The following is a 23,481-nucleotide window of genomic DNA, read 5'->3' as shown; positions in this document are numbered from 1 at the left end:
CGCCTTGAACTCCGGCAGGTGCGCTTTGCGTTTCTTCGATTCACTCATGATTTACCCATTTCTTGCGACAGTGTCCTACTTAAACCGCTGTCTCAAATCCGGGGTCCACTTTACTCCAAAAGGTTTTCAGAGTCTCAATCGATGAAATTTTTCTTTGTATTCTTGCATGATACTTTGTTTCATTCCATTTATTTATTCCTTTGATTCCGGCTTTTCTTCCTAATTCAAAAATATTTTTAATGATTGGTAATAAAATTGCGGTAGTTAGAGGTTTTAATGAGGCTAGTTCAATCATATTATTTAGTTTTTAATTTGGATTTTTGATGAATTGGTTAAATAAAAATATTTGAGTGTTAATAAATAAATAAATGTTAATCTAATAATACTTCCTCTGGGCGTGAAATGCTGATCTTGAGTAATTATTGCCAATAATTGGATAGTTATTGGTTACCCATATCTTTATTATAAATTAACACGAATTCACGCTAGAAATATAAAGAAGTGATTGATGCCATCACTCTAATCCGAAGCCAAAACGCTCTGATCCCGCTCCCCGTAATAACCAAGCTCTGTATAGCCCGAGTCGCCCCCACATAAAACAGCCGAGCCTCGTCCCGCTCATCCTCGCCAGCCGTTGGCATCTGCCCGATGCCCACCAGCGCCACCACCGGAAACTCCAGCCCCTTGCTGGCGTGCATGGTCAGCACCTTAATCGTGTCCTCGTTGGGGTGAAAGCTGCCCGCGCCTTTGCGCACTTGGTGCGGCAGCCGGGCGCAGTTCAATGCATGGGCGCATTCGTTCATTTCGTCGTGGCACCGAAAAATCACCGCTATATCGCCCCAGGCGTGACCCTTCTGGTGTGCAGCGCTCCAGGAAGGCCAGCCGGCGCTCGCCGCTGGTCATGCGCGATGCGCAGCTGCCCATCGCGGGAATAAGAATTGCCATCAGAAAGTCACATTTATTAACATTTTGTGACGAAAATCATGCACGGGTACTGGTGCTGGTTTGCTGACAGGGGTGGCGGTGTTGGCGCGTCTTTCCCGTGCGCCCTGTAAAAAGGCCGTCAGGGGCGGGAACACAACAACTTCCCGCATCATTCCCGGCCGCATCCCTGGCACCCGGCGTCACGCCTTGGCCGATGGAGTGCCTTCCCTTGTGAAGCGGCACGCCCTGACGGCCGGAATTTCCGGTCTACCGCCTGTTTTGGGTACCTTGGCGCCTGCGCCTGCGATGGCGGCGCCGCGCCGAGGGCATGGACTGGAGGCCTTCCGGTCGTCCAGCAGCGTCGGGCGGGGCTACTTGATGTATGCGGCCTTCACCGAAGCAGTGCCGGGGAAGGGGCGCGCGATTCGTCGGGTGCGCGTCGGCAAGTAGCCGGCTGGCTTTGCCGGTTGAGCGCCCTCAGGCGGCTGCCGCGTTGCCGGTGCGTGACTCGGGGCTGTCGTTGAACTCGTGGCGCGTGGCGGATGTCAGCGTGACGTTGCGCTGGATTTCGGACAGCAGCTGGAACTCTTTCTTGATGGCTTTTTCCAGGTTTTGCAGCGCCAGAACCTGTTCTTCGAGCATCGGCAATTGCGTGGCCTGCGCTGGCACAGCAGCGGCTGGACGCGTTGCCTGCGCTGCAGCGGGCATGGCGGCGGCGTTGCGTTTGAGGGTGGCAATTTCCTGCTCCAGCGCCAGCGCGCGGGCCTGCTCTTTCCGGGCCACGTCCAGCGCTTCGCGCAGCCGGTCGGCTTCCAGCTTGAGCGCCTGGGCGTTGGCGGCGGCGAGTTGCTGGTTTTTTTCCAGCGAGCGGAAATATTCCTTCGCCTGGCTTTGCTCAGCCAGCGCTTCGGACCTGGCCTTGGAGGCTTCGGCGCGCAGCGCCTGTTCCTGCGCCTGCAGCGCAGCCAGTTGCGCCTGCAGGGCGTTGACCTGGGCGACGTGTTCGGCTGGCGGTGCGCTGTCTTTCTTGATGGCGTTGGCCACGCTGCGCGCGCGGGCGGTCTCGTGCTTGAGGTCTTCGAAGTTCTTGACGGCCAACTGGCGTTCGTCTTCCAGCTGGCGGATACGGCCCCTGGCCTGCGCCAGTTCGCCTTGCGCCTCTGGCTTGGCCTGCGGTGCAGGGGCGGCGCTGCGGCCGCGCATCAGCAGCCAGCACAGCACAAAGCCTGTGGCAAGGCCGGCGACGGCGATCAAGACGGTAAGCGTTGAGGAGTCCATGTGCGTGCCTTTGCCTGGTGAGAATCAAAAACCTGTTGCCCTGCATTATTTGCCATAAAACGCCACCCGGCGTCACGGCTGCTTACAAAAGTAGCCGGATTTTAGGCGGCTGGCCGAACCAATCGGCTTTCTGAAGGCGGTGAACGCGGCGGGTTGCTTCAGCGTGGCGGCGCGGGAATGAAGCTGACCGCCAGCCCCCTGGGCGTGACGGTGATGCTGCCGGGCTGCAGGCCCATTGCATCTGGCAGCGCCAGGTCTTGCGGGCGCAAGGTGTGCAGCACGACTTCGCCCAGCGCCTGCTCGGCCAGCGCCGGGCCGTAGGCGTCCAGCAGCGACGACGGGCCGGGCGGCAGGTCGGGAAAACGCAGTGCATTGACACGCAGCTGGTGCGCCCGCAGGGTACGGTCGCGGGCTTCGTAACGCAGCGCGAAATCCAGGTCGAAGGTGCCGCTGTAGGGGCGGCCCAGCGCCGGGCCGGCGGCTTCGACCATCATTTCGGTGCCCAGGCGGTTCAACTCGGGCAGCAGGCGCAGGCGCGGCGTCATCAGCTTGAGGTCCAGCAGCCCGCCGACCGGGTAACGCAGCGGAAACCTCTGGGCAACGGCCTGCTCCAGCTGGCCGGTGGACACGGTGTAGCCGGGCTGGCCTGCAGCGTGTACGCCAAAAAGGCCGGGGCCGGCGGCGCCGGTGGCCAGCAGCCAGGCGGGAAGTGTCAGCATGCGTCTGCGATTCATCGGTTTCCTTGTGGTGTGCGGAGATCGTGCGGCCGGGGCTCCGTGGTCAGACGCGCTGCGGCGGCGTCGGTTCCGCCCGGCCGGTGATGACGCTGGCATCGGCGGCCGAATTTTTAATGAAAAAGGCCGTTTGCGCAATCAGCACGGGCGTATATAGCTATTTAAAATATAGCAGATCAGGCAAGGCCATCAAACTACATCTGGTAACGGCCGGACATGTTTTCTTGACAGGATCACACCGCTGCGATACTTCGCAAGACCACAATGCACCAGCCTGCCGTCTTTGACAGGCGGTGACGGGAGCTTTTCATGAAAACATTTTTAGTGCTTTGCGCGGCTGCCGGCTTGACTGGCTGCGCGGTGTATCCGGCCCCTGGCTACGACAACTACGGCTATGACGTACCGGCTCCTCAGGTCATCCAGCAGCCGGTTTACATCCAGGGCGGTGGCACGATTTACCGCTCCGACGGTTTCGGCTATGGCTACCCACGCGGCTACAACCGTCCTCCGCCACCGCCGCCAGTGGTCATCGTGCCGGGGCCGCGCCCGGGACGGCCTTTCGCGCACGGTCCGCGTCCGGGCCGTGCCCAAGGCGACCGCGATGGCGACGGCATTCCGAACCGCGTGGACCGCGACCGCGATGGCGATGGTGTTCCCAACCGCGTTGACCGCAACCCGAACCAGGGCGGCGCACCGAACCGCGCGGAACGCGGCCGGGACCGCGACGGCGACGGCATTTCCGACCGCTTCGACCCTCGGCCCGATATTCCGAACCGCCGCTAGCCAGGGCGCCGCAGGAGCGGCAGCCGGGCAGGGCGGGCTGCGGTAAGGTGCATGCTGCGCCCTAGAACCTGTCCTTTCACCCACAGCGGAGCACTTCCCTTGCTTGATGCCATCCATTTCTACGAACCGCGCAGCGGCCACCGCCTGCCGCATGACCCGTTCAACGCCATCGTCGGGCCGCGTCCCATCGGCTGGATTTCATCGCACAGCCAGGCCGGCAGCCTGAACCTGGCGCCCTACAGCTTTTTCAACGCCTTCAACTACACGCCGCCCATCGTCGGCTTTGCCAGCATCGGCTACAAGGACACGGTGCGCAATATCGAGCAGACCGGCGAATTCGCCTGGAACCTGGCGACGCGCCCGCTGGCCGAGGCCATGAACCAGACCTGCGCTGCCGTGCCGCCCGAGGTCAGCGAGTTCGAGCTGGCGGGCTTGACGCCAGCGCCGTCGCGGGTGATTTCAGTGCCGCGCGTGCAGGAAAGCCCGGTGTCGTTCGAATGCCGCACCACGCAGATCGTCCAGCTCCAGGGTGCCGATGGCGCGAAAGTGCCGACCTGGCTGGTGCTGGGCGAGGTGGTGGCGGTACACATCGCCCAGCGCCTGCTCAAGGACGGCGTGTACGACACGGCCGGCGCCGAACACATTCTGCGCGGCGGCGGGCCGGGCGACTATTTCAGCGTCGGCCCCGAGCAGCTGTTCAAAATGTACCGGCCGGCTTGAGGGGCAAGAGTCGGCCCGTCCGCCAGTTTATCAATCAAAAATGGCGTTTGCGCATATGCAGCGGGCGGATGCAGCTATAAAAATAGTAGTGACAATGTTCAGGCCGTGGCGTGGCGCAACGGCTTCGGCAGCACGGTGAACGCCAGCGCGCCGGTCGCCAGCAGCGCGGCAATGCTCGCCAGCACGGCGGTGAAGGGCTCGATGCCCTGCGCCGCCGCCACGGACGCGACGATGCCGGTCAACCACTGCATGCCGGCCACGCCCAGGAACATTGCCATGGTGAACACCGCCATGGCACGGCCAGTCAGCTCGGCCGGGTAGGCGGCGCGCACGTCGGCATACTGCAGCACCATGTAGCCCGACAGCAGGCCGATGACAATGGGAACGCCCACGTCCACCCACGTGCTATGCCCCAGCGCAAAGGCCGCGAACAGCCCGGCGAGCAGCAGCGTGAAGCCGACAATCCAGCGGCGCCGGTGCTTCGGACCCGGGTCCAGCCGGCCAAACAGCGGCGGGCCGACCAGCGAGGCCAGCGACATCACCAGCGCCACGTTGCCCGCCTGCACCAGCGAAAAGCCGTGGCGCTGCATCAGCATCGGCCCCAGCCACAGGCCGCGCAGCGAGATGAAGGACGCATAGCCCACGGCCGCCAGCAGCACGATGCCCAGCGTGTGCGGCAGCAAAAACAGCGCACCGAACTTGCCAATCGCCTGGCCCAGCGTTTCCCGGGCTTGCGCTCCCCGGGCCTGCGCCATGGCTGCGGGCAGCGCCGGCTCATGCACCAGCGCATAGATCAGGCCCCACGCCAGCACGGCGAAAGCGCCCAGCACCCAAAAGCCCATGCGCCACGACGTGGCCTCGATCAGCCAGGCCAGCGGCGTGCCGGTCAGCAGCATGCCGATGCCGCCCAGGCCCAGCGTGAGCCCGGAAATCGCCGCGAACCGGTCGGCGGGCAGGTGCCGCGCAATGAACACGGTGCACACCAGGAAGGCCGGCGCGCAGCCCATGCCGATCAGCACCTGGCCGGCGACCAGCATCGGGTAGGACGTGGCCAGCGCCGACAGGGCCGAGCCGGCAATCGCCACCGGAAACGCTGTCAGCACGGTGCGCCGCACGCCATGCAGGTCGATGCCGATGCCCATGAGCAGCTGCATCGCGCCAAAGGCAAAGTGAAAGGCGCCGGCAAACAGTCCCAGCGCCTGCGCGCCCAAGTGAAAGTCGGCCTGCAGCGGCGCGGCCATGATCGTGGCGACGGTGCGGTAGGCCTGGCTGAGCGCGAAGGCGGTCGTCAGCGCGAACAGCATGGGCCAGAGGGGGCGCACGGGCGGCTTGGCGGGGGGCGGGTTGGGGTGCATGGCGGTGTCCTGTATTTTTGAGGGTACACCGGTGGTTGCGCTGGCCGGGGGGTGCCCGGCGGCAACTCACTATTCTTTGGCTATCGCCAAAGAATAGTGAGCAAAAGAAAGGGCGACCCGACTGTCTGGGTCCCTTTGCTGCGCTACGGGCAGCGCAGGCCCAGCCAGAACGGGACAGGCGGGGCGTGACGTTGGCGCCAACACGCAAGGCGCCGGTGGTGGTCAGCGGCGCATGCTTCGGGCTATTTTGATTTTCCCGGCTTGAGCACCACCTTGGTCCAGCCCGTTTTCCGCTGGTCGAAATTCGCATATGCCTGGGGCGCCTGCTCCAGCGGCAGTTCGTGCGAAACGATCCACGACGGCTTGACCTTGTCCTTTTCGATCAGCCGGCTCAGCAAGCGGTTGTAGGCTTTGACGTTGGCTTGCCCCGTGCCCATCCGCTGGCCCTTGAACCAGAATTGCCCGAAGTCAAAAGCCATCTGTCCGCGCTTCTGGAGCTTGTCCTGGGAACCGGGATCTTCCGGAACGAAGACACCGACCACGCCGATGCCACCCGTGGCCTTGACAGTAGCCACCAAGTTGTTCATGGTGAGGTTGGAAACTTCCTCGCGGTGCATGTTGCAGCACTGGTAACCCACGCATTCGCAGCCGCAATCCGCGCCCTTGCCGCCCGTCAGTTCCATGATGCGCTCCACCCCGGCGCCTTCGGTGTCGTCGATGGCAATGGCGCCAAGCTTTTCGGCCAGCTGCAGGCGGTCCTTGTGCGTATCGACCACCATCACCATGCTCGCGCCCTTGAGCACGGCCGAACTCGCGGCCATCAAGCCGACTGGCCCCGCGCCATAGATCACCACACTGTGCCCGGGTTTGACGTCGGCCAGTTCGGTCGCATGGTAGCCCGTAGGAAAAATGTCCGAGAGCATCACGTAATCATTTTCCTTTTCCTCCGAGCCGCGCGGCAGCACCAGGCAATTGAAGTCGCCGTAAGGCACCCGCAGCAACTCGGCCTGTCCGCCGCTGTAGGGGCCCATGCCGGCAAAGCCGTAGGCCGCGCCCGCAGTGCCGGGATTGGCCGTCAGGCAGAACCCGGTCAAGCCCTTCTCGCAGTTTTCACAAAATCCGCAGCCGATGTTAAAGGGCAGGCAGACGCGATCGCCCACCTTGACCCGGTCGACGGCCGGTCCCACTTCAATGACTTCGCCCATGTTTTCATGGCCGAGGATGCGGCCGGGCTCCATGCTGGTTCGCCCTTCGTACATGTGCAGGTCGGAGCCGCAGATGTTGGCGCTCGTGATCTTCACCAGCACGTCGGTGGCGCGCTCGATCTTGGCATCGGGCACCTCCCTGACCTGCACGTCGCGCGGGCCGTTGTAGACAAGTGCTTTCATGCTTCGGCCCTCTTCTTTCTGGGTGACGTCGCCGGTTTTGCCGCGCTTTGCTGCAGTTGCTTTTTCCGGGCCGCCAGTGCCGGCACCATGCCGCGCAGGTCCAGCGGGGCGTTTTGCGCCTGCAGGAAGATCTGCCCGCGCTCCTCCAAGACATGCTGGTCGATGAGGGTTCCCAGCGCCTTGACGGCGTCGTCATACCCTTCGTCGCTGGCCTCCATGGCCTGGATTTTTGCGATCATCTGCTTGGCTTCGCTGTGCTCTTCGAGCGCGTCGTCCATCAGCGCGTCGTCGCCGATCGCTGCGCGCACCTGGGGATAGAAAATCTCCTCCTCGATCTGCGCATGAACGGTCAACGCCTGGCAGATGCGTTGAGCCATCAGCTGCTTTTGCTCGGCCGGCGCATTGTCTTCGCAGAGCGCGTTGAAAGTGATGAAAAGTTTTTTGACGGCTTTGTGGTCTGCATCGAGCAGATCCACCGCGTCTTCATACGCCACGGTTTCGGTCATGAGTTGGGTTCCTCAAGGTGAATGCCGACCCGGGGTGGATCGGATTGCTTGACACTTTGGCCCCACAACCTTGGCTGTCGTGTGGAAAAAGCTGCCGCACCCGTGTAGGAACTCTCCGCGTCAGGCAACCACTGCTCGCGCTGAAGAGCCGGACGGGTGGGTGTATCTTTTGTGGCTATTCAGCCCTGCCCAGGACGCCAAAAAGCCTAGCCCGGCTTGCCATCCGCCCGCACCCGCGTCAGCACCGGCCAGTAAGCCACCGCATACAGCGCAAAGCCGGTGGACCACAGCGCCGCCGACCAGATCACGGAATTGACCAGCTGGCCGGGCGCCAGCAGCGGCACCAGCACCCGGATCAGCGCGGCAGCCAGCACCAGCAGGTAGCACGCCACGTCGGTGCGGCTGGCTTTGAGCGGCCGGCCGGTGTGGCCGAGCGCGGTGCGCGTCATCATGCCGATGATCAGCCCGCCGATGGCGCCCACTGTCAGCGCATGAATGGCAATGGACGGCGCAACCAGGCCCATTTCGCCCAGGCCGCGCAGCGCCAGGTGCACCGGAATCCAGCAATACGCCACATGCAGCACCCAGACCAGCGGCGTACGCAAGGTTTTCCAGGGCTGCCACAGCGCCCAGCGCGCCAGGTGCGCGCTGGCGCAGACGCCGGCCAGCAGCGCCAGCGGTGCGCCGTGCAGCGCCAGCAGATCGGCCAGCAGCAAGGCCAGGGTCGAACCCAGCGCCAGCTTTTCCAGCCACGGGCGCTTGGTGGCGCTGGCGCCGGCAATGCTGTTGGTGAACATCGGAATCACCCGCCCGCCCATCACCGCCATGATGAACAGCACCACGTCCAGCGCCACCTGGATGCCGATCCAGCCGGGCAGCTGCGTCACGCCGAGCTGCGTCAGGTGAAATCCCAGCACGGCGGCCGCCATCAGCACCAAGAGGCCGATGAAAAAATAGTTGCGCTTGTTGCGCGCGGCAATGAAGGGAATCGCCAGCCCGACGGCGGCGGCCAGCGGAAACGCCACATTGACCACGGCGGCGGCCCAGCCAAAGGGCGTGAGCACCAGCACCCGGCCGGCCACCCAGAGCGCAGCCAGCGCCATCAGCGCTGGTCCGGTCGGCGTCGGCCGGCCCGACCAGCTGCGCCCGGCGGTGAACAGAAAACCAACGATGACGGCCAGCGTGAAGCCGAACAGCATTTCATGCGCATGCCACATCGGTCCCTGGAGGTAGGGCTGGCCCAGCCAGCCGGCAAACTGCAGCGCCCACAGGCCGATGGACAGCGCAGCAAACACGCTGGCCAGCAGGTAAAACGGGCGAAAGCCGAGCTGCCACAGGGCAAAGCCGGGCGGCGACGCGGCCGGCGCAGCCGGCGCTTGCTTGATCTGCAGAAGTTGTGACATCGGGAAGTCTTTCAAGGGAACGCCAGGCCAGCATCCGCACCGGCGTGGCAGGGCGCGAAGCCGCTCAGGCGCCGCCGCAACCGCCGCAGCAGCCACCGTTGCTGTGGCCTGACTTTACGCGGGTGAGGGATGCGCGCCAGACCGCCGGACCCTGTTCCAGCCAGGCCCAGGAAAATTTGCCAGGCAGGCTGGATTCGAACTGGAGCTTCAGCGCCTTCAGGTCCTGGCCATGAACCAGTTCCATGCTTTCGCCAGCGTCGAGCAAATGAAAGGCAGCAGACGCCACCGGATAGCGGTCATGCGGCGCCAGCTGGCGGACATCGACAGGGGTGGGGGAGGTGCAGACGGTCATGGAAGCTCCGATTGAAATGACGGTTCAGGAACCGGATTGAAAGATGCATTGATAATACATCTATTCAGCCAACAGGGATATGGCTTTGTGCTGCGAACGCACACAATGTGTTTTCAGCGCGAAACCAGCCCAGCGTGCCAGGCCGCAAGGCCCAGCGCTGCCCGACGGTCTGCCACCAGCCAGGGCCGCGGAACCGGCTCCGCCGGGCCGCAGGCGCAGCGGCCCCCTCGGGGGGCAGCGACCCGCGCAGCGGCGGAGCGTGGGGGCTCAATGGTGATGGCCGTGCTCGCCGTGCACATGCTGGTGCGCGATTTCCTCGTCGGACGCCAAGCGCACATCGGTGACCTTCAGCGTGAAGCGCAGCGCCTTGCCGGCCAGCGGATGGTTGGCGTCCAGGATCACCGTGGCGCCCTTGATCTTGGCGACGTTGAAGACCTGCTTACGGCCGTCGCTGCCCTGGCCTTCGAGCTGGCCGCCGACCTTCACGCCGGGCGGAAACTGGCTGCGCGGAATGGTGCGCACCAAGTCTTCATCGCGCAGGCCAAAGGCGTCTTCGGCGGCAAGCGCCAGCGTGGTCTGGAAGCCGGTTTCCTTGCCGTCCAGCGCTTCCTCGATCTTGGGCAGGGTGTTGCCGTAGCCACCGTGCAGGTAGACCATCGGCTCCTTGTTTTCCTCGATCAGCTTGCCCTGGGCGTCAGAGACTTTGAAGCGCAGCGTGACGGCGGTGTTCTTTTCAATTTTCATGGTGGTGTTTCTTTCTGCAGTGGGCTGGCGCCGGAGCGCGGGCAGCCTGGTGTGGGGTGAATGATCTTAGCAATGATGGCCGGCAGGCAGCGGCATCGCGCAGGCATCCGGGAAGACGGACTACAACGCGCCCGCGTGGCCGGCGCCATAGTCAAGGCCCTGACCATCCCGGCTTGACGTTTACTTCCTCCCGATTGCCCATGACCACCGTGCCGATGAATCCTTCTGCTGTTGCATCGATTGAACTGCTGTTCGGCGCTGAAAGCCCCAGGCCGCTGTTCGTGCTGCTGCACGATGCCGGCGGTACGGCGCTGGACATGCTGGAACTGGGCAACCGGCTGGGCGATGCGTTTGCCGAGGCGGCAGTGCTGATTCCCGAAGGACTGACCTTGCCGTCGGCCGATGCGTCGGTCAGCGCCGACGCGCTGGCGCAGGCCGTCAGGGCGCTGGCCGATTTTGTGCGCGCGCAGCAGCAGCGTTTTAGCGCGCTGCAGTCCGACACCGCGCTGCTCGGCTTTGGCGCTGGTGCCAGCCTGGCGCTGGCCCTGAGCGAAGCGCACGACGGCCTGGCCGGCCGGGTGCTGGCCTTTGGCGGCTGCTACGCCGCCTGGCCGGCCAGGGCGCCGGCGCTCACCACGCTGCATTTTTTGCACGGCAAGAATGACCCGGTCGTGCCGGTGGCCCGCGTCCGGCATGATTTTGCGCACCTGATGGAGCTTAGCGCCGACGCCACGCTGGACGTGGCCAGCACGCTGGCGCACGAGCTGCATCCGGCGCTGATCGACCAGGCGATCACACGGCTGCAGACCTGCGTGCCGCTGCGCTTCTGGAGGGCACTTTAAACGCCGGTTCCCACTTTCGCGGGTCAGCGCGTGCGCTTTGACGTTTCAGCCGTTTTGCCTGCCGCGATCCGGTCCTGCATGGCCGGCGTCATCTCGACATTTCGGTTGGCATCGATGAGCATGACTTCGTTCAGGCCAAGCCGCTGCGCCGTTGCGCGCCAATGCAGCGGGCCGGCGATGAACAGCGGCTTGGAGCTCCCATCCGAGCGCAAGCCAACATCAGCGCCGCCGGACGTGATGATCGTCACCGACGCCACCAGGTCGATGGTTTGCCCGGTGCGGCCGTCGATGATGTGCGGATGGCGCTTGCCATCCTTCATGAAATAACGCTGATAGTCGCCGCTGGTCCCCATCGCTTCGTTGTCATGCAGTTCCACCGCCGCCACCGTGCCTTCGCCGCGCGGGTTGCGGATGCCGACCTTCCAGGGCCGCTCTCCTGGCTGGCCAATCGCCAGCACATTGCCGCCCACGTTGATCAGCGCTGCCTTCACGCCGGCATCGCGCAAAATCCGCGCCGCCTGGTCCAGCGCGTACCCTTTGGCATAGCCGCCCAGGTCGATCATGACCGCCTTGTTGCGGCTGGAAATCTGCGTGCCGTCGTAGCGCAGGTCAGACATGCGCGGATTGGCATCGACCCAGCGCTTGATTTCCGCTGGTGCGGGTGACTGTGCTGTGATGTCGCTGCTCTGGAATCCCCACAGGCGGATCAGGTGACCGATCGCCGGGTTGAATAAATTGTCCGATCGCTCCGCCAGTTGCGTGGCCGTCTGCAGCAGGCTGACCATTTCGGCATCGGCTTGGTACGACTCGCCACGTGCGATGCTGTCGTTCAGGGCGGTCAGTGCGCTGGGTTGCCAGGCGTGGAATTTGTGATGCAGGCGGTCGAACTCGCTCAGCACACGAGCCCCCAGCAAATTCGCGCGCGCCTCGGGCTCACCGTAAATCGCGACCTCGACCGTGGTTCCGAACACATGGCCTGGAATGCGGTGGATGGCTTCATTGGCGGCGTAACTGCTGGGCCACGACAGCACCAGCAGGGCGCTGGCCAGGGACTTGATGATGGTGAGCAGGATTTTAGGAAACATGGACGAGATACCTTTTCGGGCAAGGGAGCGTCAAGCCAGGCTGGCCGACGCTTCCCTGGTCACATTAATTTGCCTTGCTGACCATGTAGTCAACGGCGGCCTTCATCTCATCGTCCTTCAAGGCGGCATTGCCGCCGCGCGCCGGCATCATGTTGATGCCATTGATCGAGTTGGTGTAGAGCGTGTCCATTCCCTTGGCAATGCGCGGCGCCCACAAGGCCTTGTCGCCAAATTTCGGCGCACCCAGCACGCCTGCGCCGTGGCAAGCCAGGCAGGTCGCTGTGTAGATTTTTTCGCCCTGGGCCAGCACTTCCGCGCTTGGCGCCGGGCCTTTGGCTGCCGCTGTGGGCGGTGCGACTGCGGCGGTTGGCGCCGGTTGCGTGACCGGCGCTGTTGCCGCTGGCGTCACCGCTGCCGGTGCTGTCGATTCGCTGGTCGTCGGCGCTTTTTCCCCGCATGCGGCCAAAGCCGCAATAAGGACGAGGGGCAATAATTTGTAGGCGTTCATGATTTGATTTCCTGTCGAGATTGAAGAGGTTGGGTGAGGGGATGAATTGCAGTTGACTTGATGGGCGCCGTGCTCCTTGCCAGGCTCCCTGTTGTGGCGGCGCAATCCGTTGCCGCATTTTTATCGAAGGTCGGCGCTGCCAGCAAAGGGTCTGACAACAACCGGTCCAGCAGCCCGGAAAGGTTGAGCCAGCAGTCCGTGCCAGGCAAAGTTGCGCTGTCTGGCGCCAGCGTGCCGTCTTCCCTGTGCAGATGGTGAGGTTGCGTCGTGCAGACGGGATGCGAGGGCGCGGTATCGATACGCAACTCGAAGTCGCCCCAAGACCAGCTGATGGAATATTCCTGGCGGCTGAAATAGCGCACTTCCACCTTGAGGCCGGTATCGAACGACAACATCAGGGCATCTTGTGCCAATTGGACCGGTTCAAGCAAACGCGATTCGTAATGGGTTTGCAACTGTTCCCGGAGTCCCAAATGCACGCTGATGGACGGTAAATCGGCTTCATTGGCGGGATTGGCGGGATCGAGTTGCGACACCATTTCCGCCCTGATCTGCATGCGGGTTTGTTCCAGAATCAGCGCACTCAGGTAAAGCTCGTAGGCGGGGTGTTCGGCCACGCAGGCTTGCCCGATTTGTGCGAGCAGCTCGGCTTCACTTTGCACCGCGTAACGCTGCAATACCGCTTTGCGTGATTCGCGCAGCCGGTAGTTGGTTTCTGCAAACAAAGCCTGCAACTCTTCGGCGCTCAGGGGCGCTGGGGTCAAGGTATCCATGGCGGGGGTGAATTCGTGTTTCAAGCGGGCCACCTCAACGCGACATCGTGGCGTCGTGTGCCATACCGCCGGTCAGGTTGACCATGTCGGGTGTAATTTGCGCAAAGCGCATCGTTTGACCGCCTTCTTTTTTGGCAAAGGTGTCGGCGTCCAGCTGAGTGGAGAACGAGCCGAAGGTCGGCCCCATGGAGCCGGGTTTTCGGCTTCCGGTCACGTAGAAGGCCGTTTTGGCATCAATCCAGTTCGCATCTGGACGATTCCAGTCGGTCTTGCCCATGTCCTGCACAAACACGGCGCTGGGCGGGCGTTTTTGCTCCGGCATGAGCAAGGCGGTAAACAGCTCGATCAGGTCACAGTAAAAGTCGGGTGCGCCTTCGGCATAGTGCACCTGCCCTTTGGGACCGGGAAAGTCTTTGAGCACCATGCCATCGACCACGCAGGCGGTGTCGCTGCCGGGTTCCAGCGCCACTGCTGGCTGCAGGGCGCGGTTGCAGGCCGGAAGCAGTGCCAGCAGGGCCAGGGCGCCGGCCCATTGGATGGATGTGCGCAGGCCTTGGCGCCTGGCGGTATTGATCGCTTTCATTTGAATCTCCAGTTGGCAAATAGGAAGGGCACGATGATCCAGCCCAGCATGATGCTCATCAGCACCATCGGGTGGGTCAGGCTGCCCGGCATGACGGTGGCCAGGCCATACATGGTCTGCACCTGCTGTGAGCTGAAGATGTTCAGCAGCCGGAACACATCGGCCGGGTTGAGCATCAGCAAGCTGGCAAAAACGGCACTGCTCAGGCTGCCCTTGCTGGCCACCAGCAGACCCATCAGCAGCAGGTCAAACACCAGCACGAAGAAAAACCAGGTCCCGATCGCCATGCCGCTGGCACGCATGCGGTCTTGCGACACCACAGACAGCCAGAGCGACAGGCTCAGGAAAGCCATACCCATCAAGATGGCAGAAAAAACAAAGCCTGCGTAATGGTAAAAGTCGCGCGCGCCCAGCTGGTTTGCCAAGGGCAGCAAGCCGGCGCCAAAGCCAATCGCCGTGGCGCAGGCCAGGGCGGCCGACAAACCCAGGTACTTGCCGAGCAAAATTTCAAAGCGGGTGATCGGCATCGACAGCAGCAACTCCAGCGAGCCGCGTTCCCTTTCGCCGACGATGGCGTCGTAGCCCAGGATCATGGCGATCAGCGGCACCAGGTAAATCACCAGGCTGACCAGGCTGGAGATGGTGACATCGATGCTTTGAAAGCCAACGCTGCCTTGTTGCGCCGAACCGAAGTAGGCAATCGCCAGCGCAAACAGCGCAAAAATCACCGCCACCGCGAGTACCCACCAGTTGCGGATGCGCTCGCGCCATTCCTTGGCCGCGATGACGCGAACCTGTGCCCACTCAATGTGCTTGAACATGCTGCCCCCCATAACCCAGAAACAGGTCTTCCAGCGACGGCTCGCGTACGGCAATGTCCTGAACCGCACCGCCAAGCGCAAACAGCAGTTCGAGCACCGCGACTTTTTGCGCCGGCGGGCAGGAAATGCGCGCACGCTGGCCGTTCATGCTGATTTGCAGTCCCGTCATGCGCGCCAGCCCGGCCTCAATGCCGGCCTGCTGGCCAGGCGCCAGCGTCACCTCGATGACCGACGGCAGGACGCGCTGCGTGCGCAACTGCGCCAGCGTTCCCTGTGCGGCGATATGCCCGGTTTGCAGAATCACCAGGCGGTCCACCCGCTCCTGGATCTCGGCCAGAATGTGCGAGGTCAGGATGATGGTGGCGCCTTGCGCCTGAACCTGGCGCAGGATCTGGTAAAAATCATGGATGCCTTGCGGGTCCAGGCCGTTGGTTGGTTCATCCAGAAAAATCAGGTCCGGTTTGCCGAGCAGCACCTGCGCAAAGCCGAGTCGCTGGCGCATGCCCTTGGAATACCCGCTGACCCGCCGCCCCGCCGCATCGCCCAGCCCGACGCGCTCCAGCAATGCCGCGCAACTGCTGCGCGGCACCTGCTTCAGATCGGCAAACAGACGCAGTATTTCCAGGCCCGTCAAATTGTCGTAGGTGACAAAGCTTTCAGGCAGGTAGCCGATGCGCCGTCGCACCGCCCTGAAGTCGCGGCCATCGATCGGCACGCCGTGCACCCGGATGTTGCCGGAAGTCGGCGAGATGAGCCCCAGCATGAGCTTGAACAGCGTGCTTTTGCCGGCCCCGTTGGGACCGATCAAGCCGAACATCTCGCCTTGCGCCACCGACAGGCTGATGCCGTCCAGCGCCGTGATGTCGCCATAGCTTTTGCTGACATCGGCCACTTCGATCACATTTGTTTTTTGGATCACTTCAGCCGTACCTGCCCTTTTTTCATTTATCACTCCAGCGCCTCCAGTCCTGATGCGCAGGCTGCATGCGCGGATGCTTGTCCACAATACTGGGCGCACGCAGCACCGGAAACTGGCGCGCGACAAAGCGCAGCGTCTGTATCGAGGGGCTGGTCAGCAGCAGTTTGAGCAGCGGGTATTGCCAGTTGAGCCGGTCCACCACGTCATTGGCTTCATAGGCCACGTCGCCGATGCCGTCGGCATTTTGATCCCAGCCGCTGTAATTGCTCCAGTAGTTGCCTTGGGTGCGGCCCCACTGCACATCGCGCGCAGCAACATATTTGATTTGCTCCTGGTTGCTGATGAAGTCATTGCCATCGACCTTGTTGTTGCCGGAGCCGGCCGTCAGGTGGATGCCCACGCGGTTGCCAATGACCAGGTTGTCCCGCACGGTGTTGTACTCGGCGTCATAAATGAAAAAGCCGCGCCCGTTGCCGGCAACGACGTTGTTTTCGATCACTGAGTCCTGAATCGTGCGCAGCATGATGCCGTGGTCGGCATTGCCCCAGGCGATGTTGTTGCGCACCGTCAGGTCACGCACTTCCATCAGCGCCAGGCCGCCGCGATTGAGATAGGACTCGTTGTTTTCCCAGATGCTGTTATGGGTGTTCATGTAGTGCGTGCCATAACGCAGGTGATGGATCTTGTTGCCCCGAAACAATGCATTGCGGGAGACATCCACATAAATGCCGTCGCGCGCGTAACTGATGTTGTTGTCGATGATTTGCGCATTGCTGGTGTTGAACACCTGAATGCCGTCGCCGCGTGCCGCCGACGGCAAATCACGCTTGCCGGTGATGATGTTGTTCACGACGCGCGCGTCCTTGACGCTTTCCAGCCACACGCCGAACAGGTTGTAGGGCAGCGAGTTGTTGCTGATCCTTACCCGGTCCGAGGCGGGCTCGACATGAACGCCTGAGTTCTTGGCCGCCAGGTCGATACCGCTGTCGCGAATGATGAAGCCGTCGATGCTCACGTCAGCCGCGCGCACCCGAATCACGTCGCCGCTGCCTTGCGCGCTGAGGGTCGGTCGGCCAAGGCCCTGCAGCGTGAGCGGCTTGTCGATCAGCAGTTGTCCGGCGTAAACGCCTTGCGCCACCTGCACGGTATCGCCACTCTGGGCCGAGCGGATGGTTGCGGCAATCGATTCTCCGGGCTTGACCAGCAGCACAGCGCCCCATGCCATGTTGACAGACAGCGCCAGGCTAGCGACGAGCAATACGGCCCTGGGCGTCCAGGCACAAAGCGCGGCTACCGCCTTGTTCACGTCAGGCGTTCCTGTCAGCCAGTTCCGCCGCTTTTTCGGACAGATTGCGGCGCACGCTGTCCAGAGGAATGAAGTAACCCTTGGCATTGATGGCGGTCAGCGGCAGGCCTTGCTTCTCGCGTGTCTTGCGCTCCTTGACCAGCGGCGGACAGGCATGGTCGTCGTAATACAGGACCATGCAATCGAGGCACAGCATACATTCCATCGGGTCGATCTTGCCGGCAGCATCAATCGCATGGGAGCCGCATCCGGCTGCGCACGCATGGCAGGTCTGGCATTCCTTTTTGCGCTTCAAGCCGAACAACGGGAACTTTCCGGGGATGGCCAGGCCGGCGCCCAGCGGGCAAATGTATTTGCAATACGGACGCTCGCTGAAAAAAGACCAGCCCAGAATGCCTCCAATGAACAGCCAGAACGGCCAGGTGCGGTTCCACACGCCGACGATGAAGGTCGTTTTGAACGGCTCGATTTCAGCCAGTTTCTCGGCCGTTTCCATCGAGTAAAAAGACACGCCGAGCAGGACAAAAAACACGCCGTACTTGATCCATTTGAGCTTGTCGTGCAGCGGCTTGGGCAGCAGGCCCTGAAAGCGTTTCAGGCCAAGCCACTTGCCGGCGCTGTGCGCAAGCTGCTGCAGCGAGCCGAACGGGCACAACCAGCCGCAAAACACACCGCGCCCCCAGACCAGCACCGTGACGACGATGAACAACCAGAAGATGAAGATGAACGGGTCCGACAGGAACAGCTCCCACTTCCACTGGTTCAGCAGCGAATGGAACCAGGTCATCACTTGCGTGATGCTCGGTTGCGCCTTGAGGTAAAAGCCCAGGAATAAAACGCTGGCAATCCATATCAGGTGATGCGGCACCGCTGTCCATGGCTTGTGTTTGCGGGTCGATCTGCGCACCAGCTTGTCGCGCAGTGCATACACCAGTGCGGTCACGCCCAGCAGCAGCACAAACAGGGTGATTTCAAGCTTTTGATGTTTCCAGATCGACTTCCACGCCGCTTCGGGGCGGTCCACGTGCGGGCGACCACCCTCCAGATAGCGCGCAGGCAGCCACAATTCCTGGTCGAAGTGCACAAAGGTTTTGCTGCCGGTTGCGGCATTGACCTTGTTGGCCAGCACCGTCAGCTGCCATGGCCAGGCCGGATTGAAACTGGCCGAGCGAATGATGAAAATCGCCGACTCTTTAAAGCCCGGCACATCGGCGGGCTGCAGACCGTAAAGATTCTGGTAGTCGGTGTCCATGAACGTGAAGGTCATCGGGTCCTGGCGCACCTGCACCCGGTCGTAAATGCCGCCGCGCACGTAGCCAGAGCCCTTGAAGGTCTCCTGCCCGTTGCCGATGATGAAGATCGCATGTTCGTCCGGCTTCAAGTCCTGCATCAGCCGCTGGTAGCCGCGTTCGCCCAGCAGGCTGTTGCCAATCGCCGGGACATTGAGGTAACCGAAATACAAATCCATGTACGCTTGGGACTGATCCGGCAGACCCATGTCGGCCGCCGACACCACCAGATGCTGCACGCTGCCTTCCTTGAGCAAGCCGGCCCAGTCCAGCGGCTCCTCTTTCAGCGCCGTAAAGCGTGCTGGCGGCCGGGGCGTGCTCTTGATGAGGCCGACCTGTTTGCCGATCTCGTAGGCACTGCGTGAAATCACCTGGTTTTCGGCAATCGCGGTGACGGTCGCGCCGCTGATGGCGTCCAGCCCGATGGCGTCATCGCCCTCCCGGTCGCGGCCGATCACCAGCTTGGCGTCGGCGGCTTTGCCAACATACTGGGCAATGAATTTAAGCAATGCGGACTCGGGAATTCCGGCCAGCAAGATGGGTTCGGAGTGCTTGAGCACGCGCACCCCGGTAATGATGCCGCGGATGTCCATGCCGATCAGTGTGACGACCGGTTTGCCCGAATAAGCGGGAATATCGACCACGTCAGTCGAAAGAAAAACATAGCCCACCAAGCGCGTCTTGTCGCCTTCGACGGCGTACGCTTCGACGTAATTGGGCGCGCCCATGCGCTTGGAAAACTGCTGCGCGGCGGGCATGACATCGCGGCACGGCGCTGCCGCACACAGGTCCGGTCCGTGCTTCAATTGCTCGGACAACTCGGCGTCGTAAACGGTCGCTTCAGCCTGCGCCGCGAACGGCAGGCAGAGCATGAAGGCCAGGACGATGAACAAGGGGCGCAGCAAGCGGCTGCGGAAAACTGAATGTTCCATAAAACTACGGTCCGATCGCATCAGCGTTGGGTTGAACGCTGTTTGAGGCTTGGCAAGGTGCGCTGTACGCACCTTGCCAAGGTTGCATCTGGCGCGAAATTACGCCTCGATCAACAAGCGGCTGCGCATTTCAAGGTGCAGTGCGTGGCAGAAGTGCGTGCAGTAAATCCAGTAGGCACCCACGCGGTCGGCCGTGAACGTGACCGACTTGGTTTCCTGCGGATTGACAATAAAGCAGATGTTGTAGGTCGGAATCGCACAGCCATGCGTCAAGTCCTCGACCTTGTCGTGGTTGGTCAGGGTGATGGTGACTTCATCGCCCTTCTTGATCTTGATGACCGGCATGCTGAAGGCTGGCGCCTGCGACATCAGGCGCACATGGACCTTGTTGCCCTTGCGCTCAATGCCGGCGTTCTCGGCCCTGACCGCATTCGGGAAGTCATCCATGTTGTAGATCTGGCGCGTCTTGACCACGTCGCGGCGCACGATGATGCCGTCATGCGGCTCGGGGTAGGCCGTGTGCTCCGCAATCGTCACCATTTTTTCGCCGCTGATGTTGATCAGCTGCTCGGTTTCCGGATGCAGCGGGCCGACTGGCAGGAAGCGGTCCTTGGAAAACTTGTTGCCGGAATTCATGTACTTGCCATCCGCTTCCTTGGTTTCGCCCATCGACGAATAACCATGGCCAGGCTGGAAGTTCACGTCAATCTTGTCCAGCACGACTTTGGCCGTCTTGTCGCCCTTGAACTGGGCAATGGCTTGCGCCACATTCCATTTGACGACCTGGCTGTCGAGAAACAGCGAGGTGTAGGCGTTGCCCTTGCCGTCAAAAGCGGTGTGCAGCGGTCCCAGGCCGATTTCAGGCTGGGCTACGACGACTTCGCGCAACTCCTTCAACTCGCCATCAAACCATTTCAGCACCAGTGCCAGCTCAATCACGGAGGCGGTGGGCGAAAGCTTGTCGGCACTGACAAAGTATTTTCCGTCTGGCGAGGCATTCAAGCCATGCGGATTTTTGCCCAGCGGGACATAGCAGGTGACGGCTGTCTTTGGGTCTGGATTGGCGGCTTTGCGGCCATCGACCACCGGCACCTTGGAGCTGCCTATGGTGGTGAATTTTCCGTCCTTGACCATTTTTTCAATGCGTCCGATATTGAAGATGGTGCAGGCATCGCGCTCGGCCGTCATCATGCCGGCCAGATCCATCGCGTTTTCGGTGTTGTAGTTGGTCGCACCGGCCAGTTTGCCGTCATACGAGGTGGCCACCAGTTCCATGTTGCCATCGATCCGGCATTGCCAGCGCACTTCCATCGTGGCGGCATCAACGCAGGTGAACAGGCAACCCCATTTGCTCGGGTCGTCAAGATCGCGGCCGTCGTTGGGCAGCGGGGTGTGGAATTCCTGGCCGCAAAACACGCGCGTCGTGTAGTTGACGGCGGGGTCCACCGGGTCGCGCTTGTCGGTGAAAATGCCGTGAAAACCCATCACGTTGGGCAGTTGGGTGATCTTGTCGCATTCCATGGTGTCCATGCGGATGCGCGCCAGCCGGGCATGGATCTTGTCGTTGGTGAACAGCCAGCGGCCGTCGTAGGTGCCGTCCTTGTAGCTGCCATGAATGTGGTGGGTGTCGCCGGTGGTGTACTTCAGGCTGCCATCGGGCTTGGTGCCCATGATCGCCTTTGACTCATTCGTGATGCCCCAGCCCACCATCGGATCGATGTTGAAGATCGGGATTCGGCGCAGCGTACGGCCTGATGGAAGGCCCAGAATCCGGGCTTCGCCGGAGTGGCCGCCACTGGAGAAGTGATAGTAGTCATCGAGTTGTCCGGGCGCCAGTTCATGCCCGGCCGCTGGCGCTGCTGCAGCGGCTGCAGCCGGTTTGGTCGCGACTTCATCCTTGCAGCCGGCCAGGCCCAGCGACACGCCGGCACCCGTCAGTCCCAGCAGCGCACTGCGGCTGAGAAAATTTCGACGACCCTTGCCCTTGGCCAAGTCTTCGTCGTGCTGGTTTTTCTGTTCGGTTTTCATGAGTGATTTCCTAAATTGGTGTCGGAAAAATTGCGCTGCCCGCTTTATGCGGGGCATCGAATTTATGGATGAGGTCGCTGTTGCGCCTTCCGCCGAGGGAAGGTTCGACGTCGACTTTGGAGGGGCTGGTGTGCTCAGGGACGATTGGCGTCGTCGGAATTTAGGCTTTTCATTGTGAAATGGGAGCCGGCACCCTGTCCGTACGCTGGGACGCTTAGTCTTACTTTTTTACAATATTTGACAAGCTGTTTTGCTGCGGGCTTCTCGCATCGGCTGCGCAGGGTTGCTGCGGCGCTATCGGTTGGTCCCGTTTTCCGGCGCACATCGGGGCCGTTGTTACCCGCCATGCATTCATGGCAAGGAAGTTCCTTTAAGATGTATTTAATATGAATGTTATTTTACTCAAAAAAAAATAGATTGGCAATGCGTTTTTATTGATGTGCAGCAAACTTGGTGCGCTTAAACCGTGGAGCCGCTGTTGCGCTCAAGGGGCAGGGAAAAAATAAGGAAAAAGACCGCTAGCGCAGTTGGGGTGGGCGCAACCAGCTATGAAAAAAGGAGTGATTCAGCGCGGCGGCTACGCGCAGGCCTGCACGGCCTTGCCCCCGAACTGCGGCTTGAGCATGTCCAGGCGGGTCCGCATCGACGCATCGGCCGCCGGCAGCTTGAGCCACAGGCTAGGCAATTCAGGGCGTTCCAGCATCACCTTCGCGCTGCGCAGGCCGCGCTGGTTCATCTGCGCCAAGGCCGCTTCAGCCTCGTCTTTCGAGGCAAAACTGCCCAGAGACAGCCCGGGGTTGAGCATCGGGCTCAGGGGCGGCTCGAACGGCAGCCCCAGCTGCTCAAGCATCTGGCGCTTGCGGTTCATCGCCGCCTTGCTGACGTACTTGCCCATGTAGATGATCCAGCGGACCGAGTCGCCGCTGCTTTCAAACGACCAGCTGCCTTCGGGCAGGCCGGCCTTCAGGCGCGGCCGCAGCGCGCGCGCCTGCTGCTCGGTGAACACGCCGACCTGCAGGCAGGAGACGCCGGCGGGAAGCGCGGGTGGTGCGGATGGGGCTGGCGCTGGCGCGGTCCGGACGGCAGCGCTGGCCAACGGCGGGGGCGCTGCGGGCAGGACCAGCTGCATCGCCTCGGGCCGGATCTGCTGTGCCAGCCGTTCGGGTTCGGACAGCCGGGCAGGCGCCAGGCCATAGGCCGCCAGCAGGCCCTGGCCCCAGGCGAAATACAGCGCATTGGCCAGCAGCAGCGCCAGGGCCATCGCCCTCAGCATGGCAGCGTGCCCCCGGCCGACTCCGAGGCGACAGGCCGCACGCTGACTTCCGAGCTGGTGACTTCGACCATGCCGCCAGCGGTAAGCACGCGCAGCGCGCCGTTGTCGGCAACACCATGGGCCGTGCCCTGCGTGCCGCCCGTCAGCTTCACGATGCGGCCGGCGAGCACATCGCGCGCGGCAAACCGCGCCTGGAACGCCTCGAAACCGAACTGCGCAAAGCCCTGCACCGCCTGCACCAGCGCCGGCACGATGCGCAGCAGCGCTTCGGGCGAGTCCAGGCTGGCATCGAGCGTTTGCAGGCCGCCGGGCGGCACCGCAGCCGCTGGCGCCGAATCAGCCAGCGGCACCGGCCGGATGTTGATGCCCACGCCGATCACCAGGTAACGCAGCCCTTCCCAGCTGGCCGTCTCGACCAGGATGCCGCCCAGCTTGCGCTCGCCCTGCGGCGTGGACAGCCACAGGTCGTTCGGCCATTTCAGTCCGATGCGTGGCCTAGCGGCATGGCGCGCCTGGCCGGCTTCAGGCGGGTCCAGGCTTTCGGCCACGCTGATGCCGACCGCCAGCGACAGGCCGGACCAGTCCGCCGGCGCCAAAGGCAGGCCCAGCGAAAACGTCAGGCTGTCGCCGCGCCGGCTTTGCCAGCTGCGGCCCAGCCGGCCGCGCCCAGCGCTTTGCTGCTCGGCCACCAGCAGTACCGGTTCAAGCTGCGGCGGCATGCCGGGGCCGCCCTTGAAGCGGCGCATCAGCTCGCTGTTGGTCGAATCGATCTCGGGCAGCACCTCGACCGTGAAGCCGGGCAGATCAGGCGCCACGGCCTCCCAGATGGCTTCGGTAGGCCAGCGGATCGGCGGCGGGGAATGCAGTGGCGAGGTCATGGGCTGGCGGCGGGAAAAGGTGGAGGAAGAAAGACAGATTCTGGCCGGCCGCGCGGG

At 62.4% G+C, this 23,481-nt stretch carries 24 protein-coding genes; 3 read left to right on the top strand and 21 right to left on the bottom strand.

The features are described 5' to 3' along the window. Window positions 1-79 precede the first annotated feature (79 nt). The 4 genes from ACP7AD_RS13420 to ACP7AD_RS13405 all read right to left on the bottom strand — a co-directional run bounded on the left by ACP7AD_RS13420 (window position 80) and on the right by ACP7AD_RS13405 (window position 2,936). Window positions 80-295, bottom strand: a complete 216-nt coding sequence (locus ACP7AD_RS13420; RefSeq protein ID WP_426148069.1) for a hypothetical protein — start codon at window positions 293-295, stop codon at window positions 80-82. A 190-nt stretch (window positions 296-485) separates the two neighbouring features. Beyond that, a complete protein-coding gene (locus tag ACP7AD_RS13415) occupies window positions 486-803 on the bottom strand; it encodes a 3'-5' exonuclease (protein WP_426148068.1) in 318 nt (105 codons plus the stop codon). A 598-nt stretch (window positions 804-1,401) separates the two neighbouring features. Further along, window positions 1,402-2,202: a hypothetical protein gene (locus tag ACP7AD_RS13410; RefSeq protein ID WP_426148067.1), complete on the bottom strand. Its 801-nt coding sequence runs from the start codon at window positions 2,200-2,202 to the stop codon at window positions 1,402-1,404. A gap of 158 nt (window positions 2,203-2,360) precedes the next feature. Further along, window positions 2,361-2,936, bottom strand: a complete 576-nt coding sequence (locus ACP7AD_RS13405; RefSeq protein ID WP_426148066.1) for a DUF1439 domain-containing protein — start codon at window positions 2,934-2,936, stop codon at window positions 2,361-2,363. Between the two features lie 309 nt (window positions 2,937-3,245). Between ACP7AD_RS13405 and ACP7AD_RS13400 the strand changes: the two genes are divergently transcribed. Further along, window positions 3,246-3,719: a hypothetical protein gene (locus ACP7AD_RS13400; RefSeq protein ID WP_426148065.1), complete on the top strand. Its 474-nt coding sequence runs from the start codon at window positions 3,246-3,248 to the stop codon at window positions 3,717-3,719. A 51-nt stretch (window positions 3,720-3,770) separates the two neighbouring features. Next, window positions 3,771-4,439 (top strand): flavin reductase family protein, encoded by a 669-nt coding sequence (locus tag ACP7AD_RS13395; protein ID WP_426148064.1) that lies wholly within the window; start codon window positions 3,771-3,773, stop codon window positions 4,437-4,439. A gap of 98 nt (window positions 4,440-4,537) precedes the next feature. Here the strand turns inward: ACP7AD_RS13395 and ACP7AD_RS13390 are convergent, their stop codons facing one another. From ACP7AD_RS13390 to ACP7AD_RS13365, 6 genes are all read right to left on the bottom strand, one after another. Further along, a complete protein-coding gene (locus ACP7AD_RS13390; protein WP_426148063.1) occupies window positions 4,538-5,794 on the bottom strand; it encodes an MFS transporter in 1,257 nt (418 codons plus the stop codon). A gap of 242 nt (window positions 5,795-6,036) precedes the next feature. Continuing rightward, entirely contained in the window at window positions 6,037-7,182 is a 1,146-nt protein-coding gene (locus ACP7AD_RS13385) for a glutathione-independent formaldehyde dehydrogenase (protein ID WP_426148062.1), read from the bottom strand. Continuing rightward, a complete protein-coding gene (locus ACP7AD_RS13380; RefSeq protein ID WP_426148061.1) occupies window positions 7,179-7,658 on the bottom strand; it encodes a hemerythrin domain-containing protein in 480 nt (159 codons plus the stop codon). Before ACP7AD_RS13380 ends, ACP7AD_RS13385 begins: the two co-directional genes overlap by 4 nt. A gap of 236 nt (window positions 7,659-7,894) precedes the next feature. Continuing rightward, window positions 7,895-9,091 (bottom strand): NnrS family protein, encoded by a 1,197-nt coding sequence (locus tag ACP7AD_RS13375; RefSeq protein WP_426148060.1) that lies wholly within the window; start codon window positions 9,089-9,091, stop codon window positions 7,895-7,897. Between the two features lie 64 nt (window positions 9,092-9,155). Further along, complete coding sequence (locus ACP7AD_RS13370) at window positions 9,156-9,443, bottom strand: DUF2249 domain-containing protein (RefSeq protein ID WP_426148059.1); 288 nt, start codon at window positions 9,441-9,443, stop codon at window positions 9,156-9,158. A 267-nt stretch (window positions 9,444-9,710) separates the two neighbouring features. Further along, the gene (locus ACP7AD_RS13365) at window positions 9,711-10,187 is read right to left on the bottom strand and encodes an FKBP-type peptidyl-prolyl cis-trans isomerase (protein WP_426148058.1); all 477 of its coding nucleotides are present in this window, start codon (window positions 10,185-10,187) and stop codon (window positions 9,711-9,713) included. A 215-nt stretch (window positions 10,188-10,402) separates the two neighbouring features. Here ACP7AD_RS13365 and ypfH point away from each other — a divergent pair, with 215 nt between their 5' ends. Beyond that, window positions 10,403-11,029, top strand: coding sequence for an esterase (ypfH, locus tag ACP7AD_RS13360; RefSeq protein WP_426148077.1), 627 nt, complete (start codon window positions 10,403-10,405; stop codon window positions 11,027-11,029). A 23-nt stretch (window positions 11,030-11,052) separates the two neighbouring features. Here the strand turns inward: ypfH and ACP7AD_RS13355 are convergent, their stop codons facing one another. From ACP7AD_RS13355 to ACP7AD_RS13305, 11 genes are all read right to left on the bottom strand, one after another. Continuing rightward, on the bottom strand, window positions 11,053-12,114 hold the full coding sequence (locus ACP7AD_RS13355) for an FAD:protein FMN transferase (RefSeq protein WP_426148057.1): 1,062 nt from the start codon (window positions 12,112-12,114) through the stop codon (window positions 11,053-11,055). A 64-nt stretch (window positions 12,115-12,178) separates the two neighbouring features. After that, window positions 12,179-12,622, bottom strand: a complete 444-nt coding sequence (locus tag ACP7AD_RS13350; protein ID WP_426148056.1) for a c-type cytochrome — start codon at window positions 12,620-12,622, stop codon at window positions 12,179-12,181. After that, entirely contained in the window at window positions 12,619-13,395 is a 777-nt protein-coding gene (locus ACP7AD_RS13345; RefSeq protein ID WP_426148055.1) for a hypothetical protein, read from the bottom strand. The genes ACP7AD_RS13350 and ACP7AD_RS13345 overlap by 4 nt, the downstream gene beginning before the upstream one ends. A 34-nt stretch (window positions 13,396-13,429) precedes the next feature. Then, window positions 13,430-13,978 (bottom strand): nitrous oxide reductase accessory protein NosL, encoded by a 549-nt coding sequence (locus tag ACP7AD_RS13340; protein WP_426148054.1) that lies wholly within the window; start codon window positions 13,976-13,978, stop codon window positions 13,430-13,432. Further along, window positions 13,975-14,799, bottom strand: coding sequence for an ABC transporter permease (locus ACP7AD_RS13335; protein WP_426148053.1), 825 nt, complete (start codon window positions 14,797-14,799; stop codon window positions 13,975-13,977). Before ACP7AD_RS13335 ends, ACP7AD_RS13340 begins: the two co-directional genes overlap by 4 nt. Continuing rightward, on the bottom strand, window positions 14,783-15,700 hold the full coding sequence (locus ACP7AD_RS13330) for an ABC transporter ATP-binding protein (protein WP_426148076.1): 918 nt from the start codon (window positions 15,698-15,700) through the stop codon (window positions 14,783-14,785). Before ACP7AD_RS13330 ends, ACP7AD_RS13335 begins: the two co-directional genes overlap by 17 nt. Window positions 15,701-15,740: 40 nt before the next feature. Continuing rightward, entirely contained in the window at window positions 15,741-16,943 is a 1,203-nt protein-coding gene (locus ACP7AD_RS13325) for a nitrous oxide reductase family maturation protein NosD (RefSeq protein ID WP_426148075.1), read from the bottom strand. An 82-nt stretch (window positions 16,944-17,025) separates the two neighbouring features. Continuing rightward, on the bottom strand, window positions 17,026-19,245 hold the full coding sequence (locus tag ACP7AD_RS13320; protein WP_426148052.1) for a 4Fe-4S binding protein: 2,220 nt from the start codon (window positions 19,243-19,245) through the stop codon (window positions 17,026-17,028). A 99-nt stretch (window positions 19,246-19,344) separates the two neighbouring features. Then, a complete protein-coding gene (nosZ, locus tag ACP7AD_RS13315; RefSeq protein WP_426148051.1) occupies window positions 19,345-21,273 on the bottom strand; it encodes a TAT-dependent nitrous-oxide reductase in 1,929 nt (642 codons plus the stop codon). Window positions 21,274-21,850: 577 nt separating this feature from the next. After that, on the bottom strand, window positions 21,851-22,546 hold the full coding sequence (locus ACP7AD_RS13310; protein WP_426148050.1) for an SPOR domain-containing protein: 696 nt from the start codon (window positions 22,544-22,546) through the stop codon (window positions 21,851-21,853). After that, window positions 22,540-23,424: a biotin--[acetyl-CoA-carboxylase] ligase gene (locus ACP7AD_RS13305; RefSeq protein WP_426148049.1), complete on the bottom strand. Its 885-nt coding sequence runs from the start codon at window positions 23,422-23,424 to the stop codon at window positions 22,540-22,542. Before ACP7AD_RS13305 ends, ACP7AD_RS13310 begins: the two co-directional genes overlap by 7 nt. Between the last annotated feature and the right edge of the window lie 57 nt (window positions 23,425-23,481).

This window comes from Polaromonas sp. DSP2-3-2b2, from assembly GCF_049895905.1.
Taxonomy (GTDB): Bacteria; Pseudomonadota; Gammaproteobacteria; order Burkholderiales; family Burkholderiaceae_C; genus Polaromonas.
Note: the sequence above shows the minus strand (reverse complement) of the source record. Positions and strands in the feature narration are given on the sequence as shown.

Excerpts from the sequence above, each read along its gene's own strand:
- ACP7AD_RS13420 (WP_426148069.1), bottom strand. The coding sequence starts at position 295 with ATGATTGAACTAGCCTCATTAAAACCTCTAACTACCGCAATTTTATTA.
- ACP7AD_RS13415 (WP_426148068.1), bottom strand. The coding sequence starts at position 803 with ATGAACGAATGCGCCCATGCATTGAACTGCGCCCGGCTGCCGCACCAA.
- ACP7AD_RS13410 (WP_426148067.1), bottom strand. The coding sequence starts at position 2,202 with ATGGACTCCTCAACGCTTACCGTCTTGATCGCCGTCGCCGGCCTTGCC.
- ACP7AD_RS13405 (WP_426148066.1), bottom strand. The coding sequence starts at position 2,936 with ATGAATCGCAGACGCATGCTGACACTTCCCGCCTGGCTGCTGGCCACC.
- ACP7AD_RS13400 (WP_426148065.1), top strand. The coding sequence starts at position 3,246 with ATGAAAACATTTTTAGTGCTTTGCGCGGCTGCCGGCTTGACTGGCTGC.
- ACP7AD_RS13395 (WP_426148064.1), top strand. The coding sequence starts at position 3,771 with ATGCTGCGCCCTAGAACCTGTCCTTTCACCCACAGCGGAGCACTTCCC.
- ACP7AD_RS13390 (WP_426148063.1), bottom strand. The coding sequence starts at position 5,794 with ATGCACCCCAACCCGCCCCCCGCCAAGCCGCCCGTGCGCCCCCTCTGG.
- ACP7AD_RS13385 (WP_426148062.1), bottom strand. The coding sequence starts at position 7,182 with ATGAAAGCACTTGTCTACAACGGCCCGCGCGACGTGCAGGTCAGGGAG.
- ACP7AD_RS13375 (WP_426148060.1), bottom strand. The coding sequence starts at position 9,091 with ATGTCACAACTTCTGCAGATCAAGCAAGCGCCGGCTGCGCCGGCCGCG.
- ACP7AD_RS13370 (WP_426148059.1), bottom strand. The coding sequence starts at position 9,443 with ATGACCGTCTGCACCTCCCCCACCCCTGTCGATGTCCGCCAGCTGGCG.
- ACP7AD_RS13365 (WP_426148058.1), bottom strand. The coding sequence starts at position 10,187 with ATGAAAATTGAAAAGAACACCGCCGTCACGCTGCGCTTCAAAGTCTCT.
- ypfH (WP_426148077.1), top strand. The coding sequence starts at position 10,403 with ATGAATCCTTCTGCTGTTGCATCGATTGAACTGCTGTTCGGCGCTGAA.
- ACP7AD_RS13355 (WP_426148057.1), bottom strand. The coding sequence starts at position 12,114 with ATGTTTCCTAAAATCCTGCTCACCATCATCAAGTCCCTGGCCAGCGCC.
- ACP7AD_RS13350 (WP_426148056.1), bottom strand. The coding sequence starts at position 12,622 with ATGAACGCCTACAAATTATTGCCCCTCGTCCTTATTGCGGCTTTGGCC.
- ACP7AD_RS13345 (WP_426148055.1), bottom strand. The coding sequence starts at position 13,395 with ATGGATACCTTGACCCCAGCGCCCCTGAGCGCCGAAGAGTTGCAGGCT.
- ACP7AD_RS13340 (WP_426148054.1), bottom strand. The coding sequence starts at position 13,978 with ATGAAAGCGATCAATACCGCCAGGCGCCAAGGCCTGCGCACATCCATC.
- ACP7AD_RS13335 (WP_426148053.1), bottom strand. The coding sequence starts at position 14,799 with ATGTTCAAGCACATTGAGTGGGCACAGGTTCGCGTCATCGCGGCCAAG.
- ACP7AD_RS13325 (WP_426148075.1), bottom strand. The coding sequence starts at position 16,943 with ATGGCATGGGGCGCTGTGCTGCTGGTCAAGCCCGGAGAATCGATTGCC.
- ACP7AD_RS13320 (WP_426148052.1), bottom strand. The coding sequence starts at position 19,245 with ATGGAACATTCAGTTTTCCGCAGCCGCTTGCTGCGCCCCTTGTTCATC.
- nosZ (WP_426148051.1), bottom strand. The coding sequence starts at position 21,273 with ATGAAAACCGAACAGAAAAACCAGCACGACGAAGACTTGGCCAAGGGC.
- ACP7AD_RS13310 (WP_426148050.1), bottom strand. The coding sequence starts at position 22,546 with ATGCTGAGGGCGATGGCCCTGGCGCTGCTGCTGGCCAATGCGCTGTAT.
- ACP7AD_RS13305 (WP_426148049.1), bottom strand. The coding sequence starts at position 23,424 with ATGACCTCGCCACTGCATTCCCCGCCGCCGATCCGCTGGCCTACCGAA.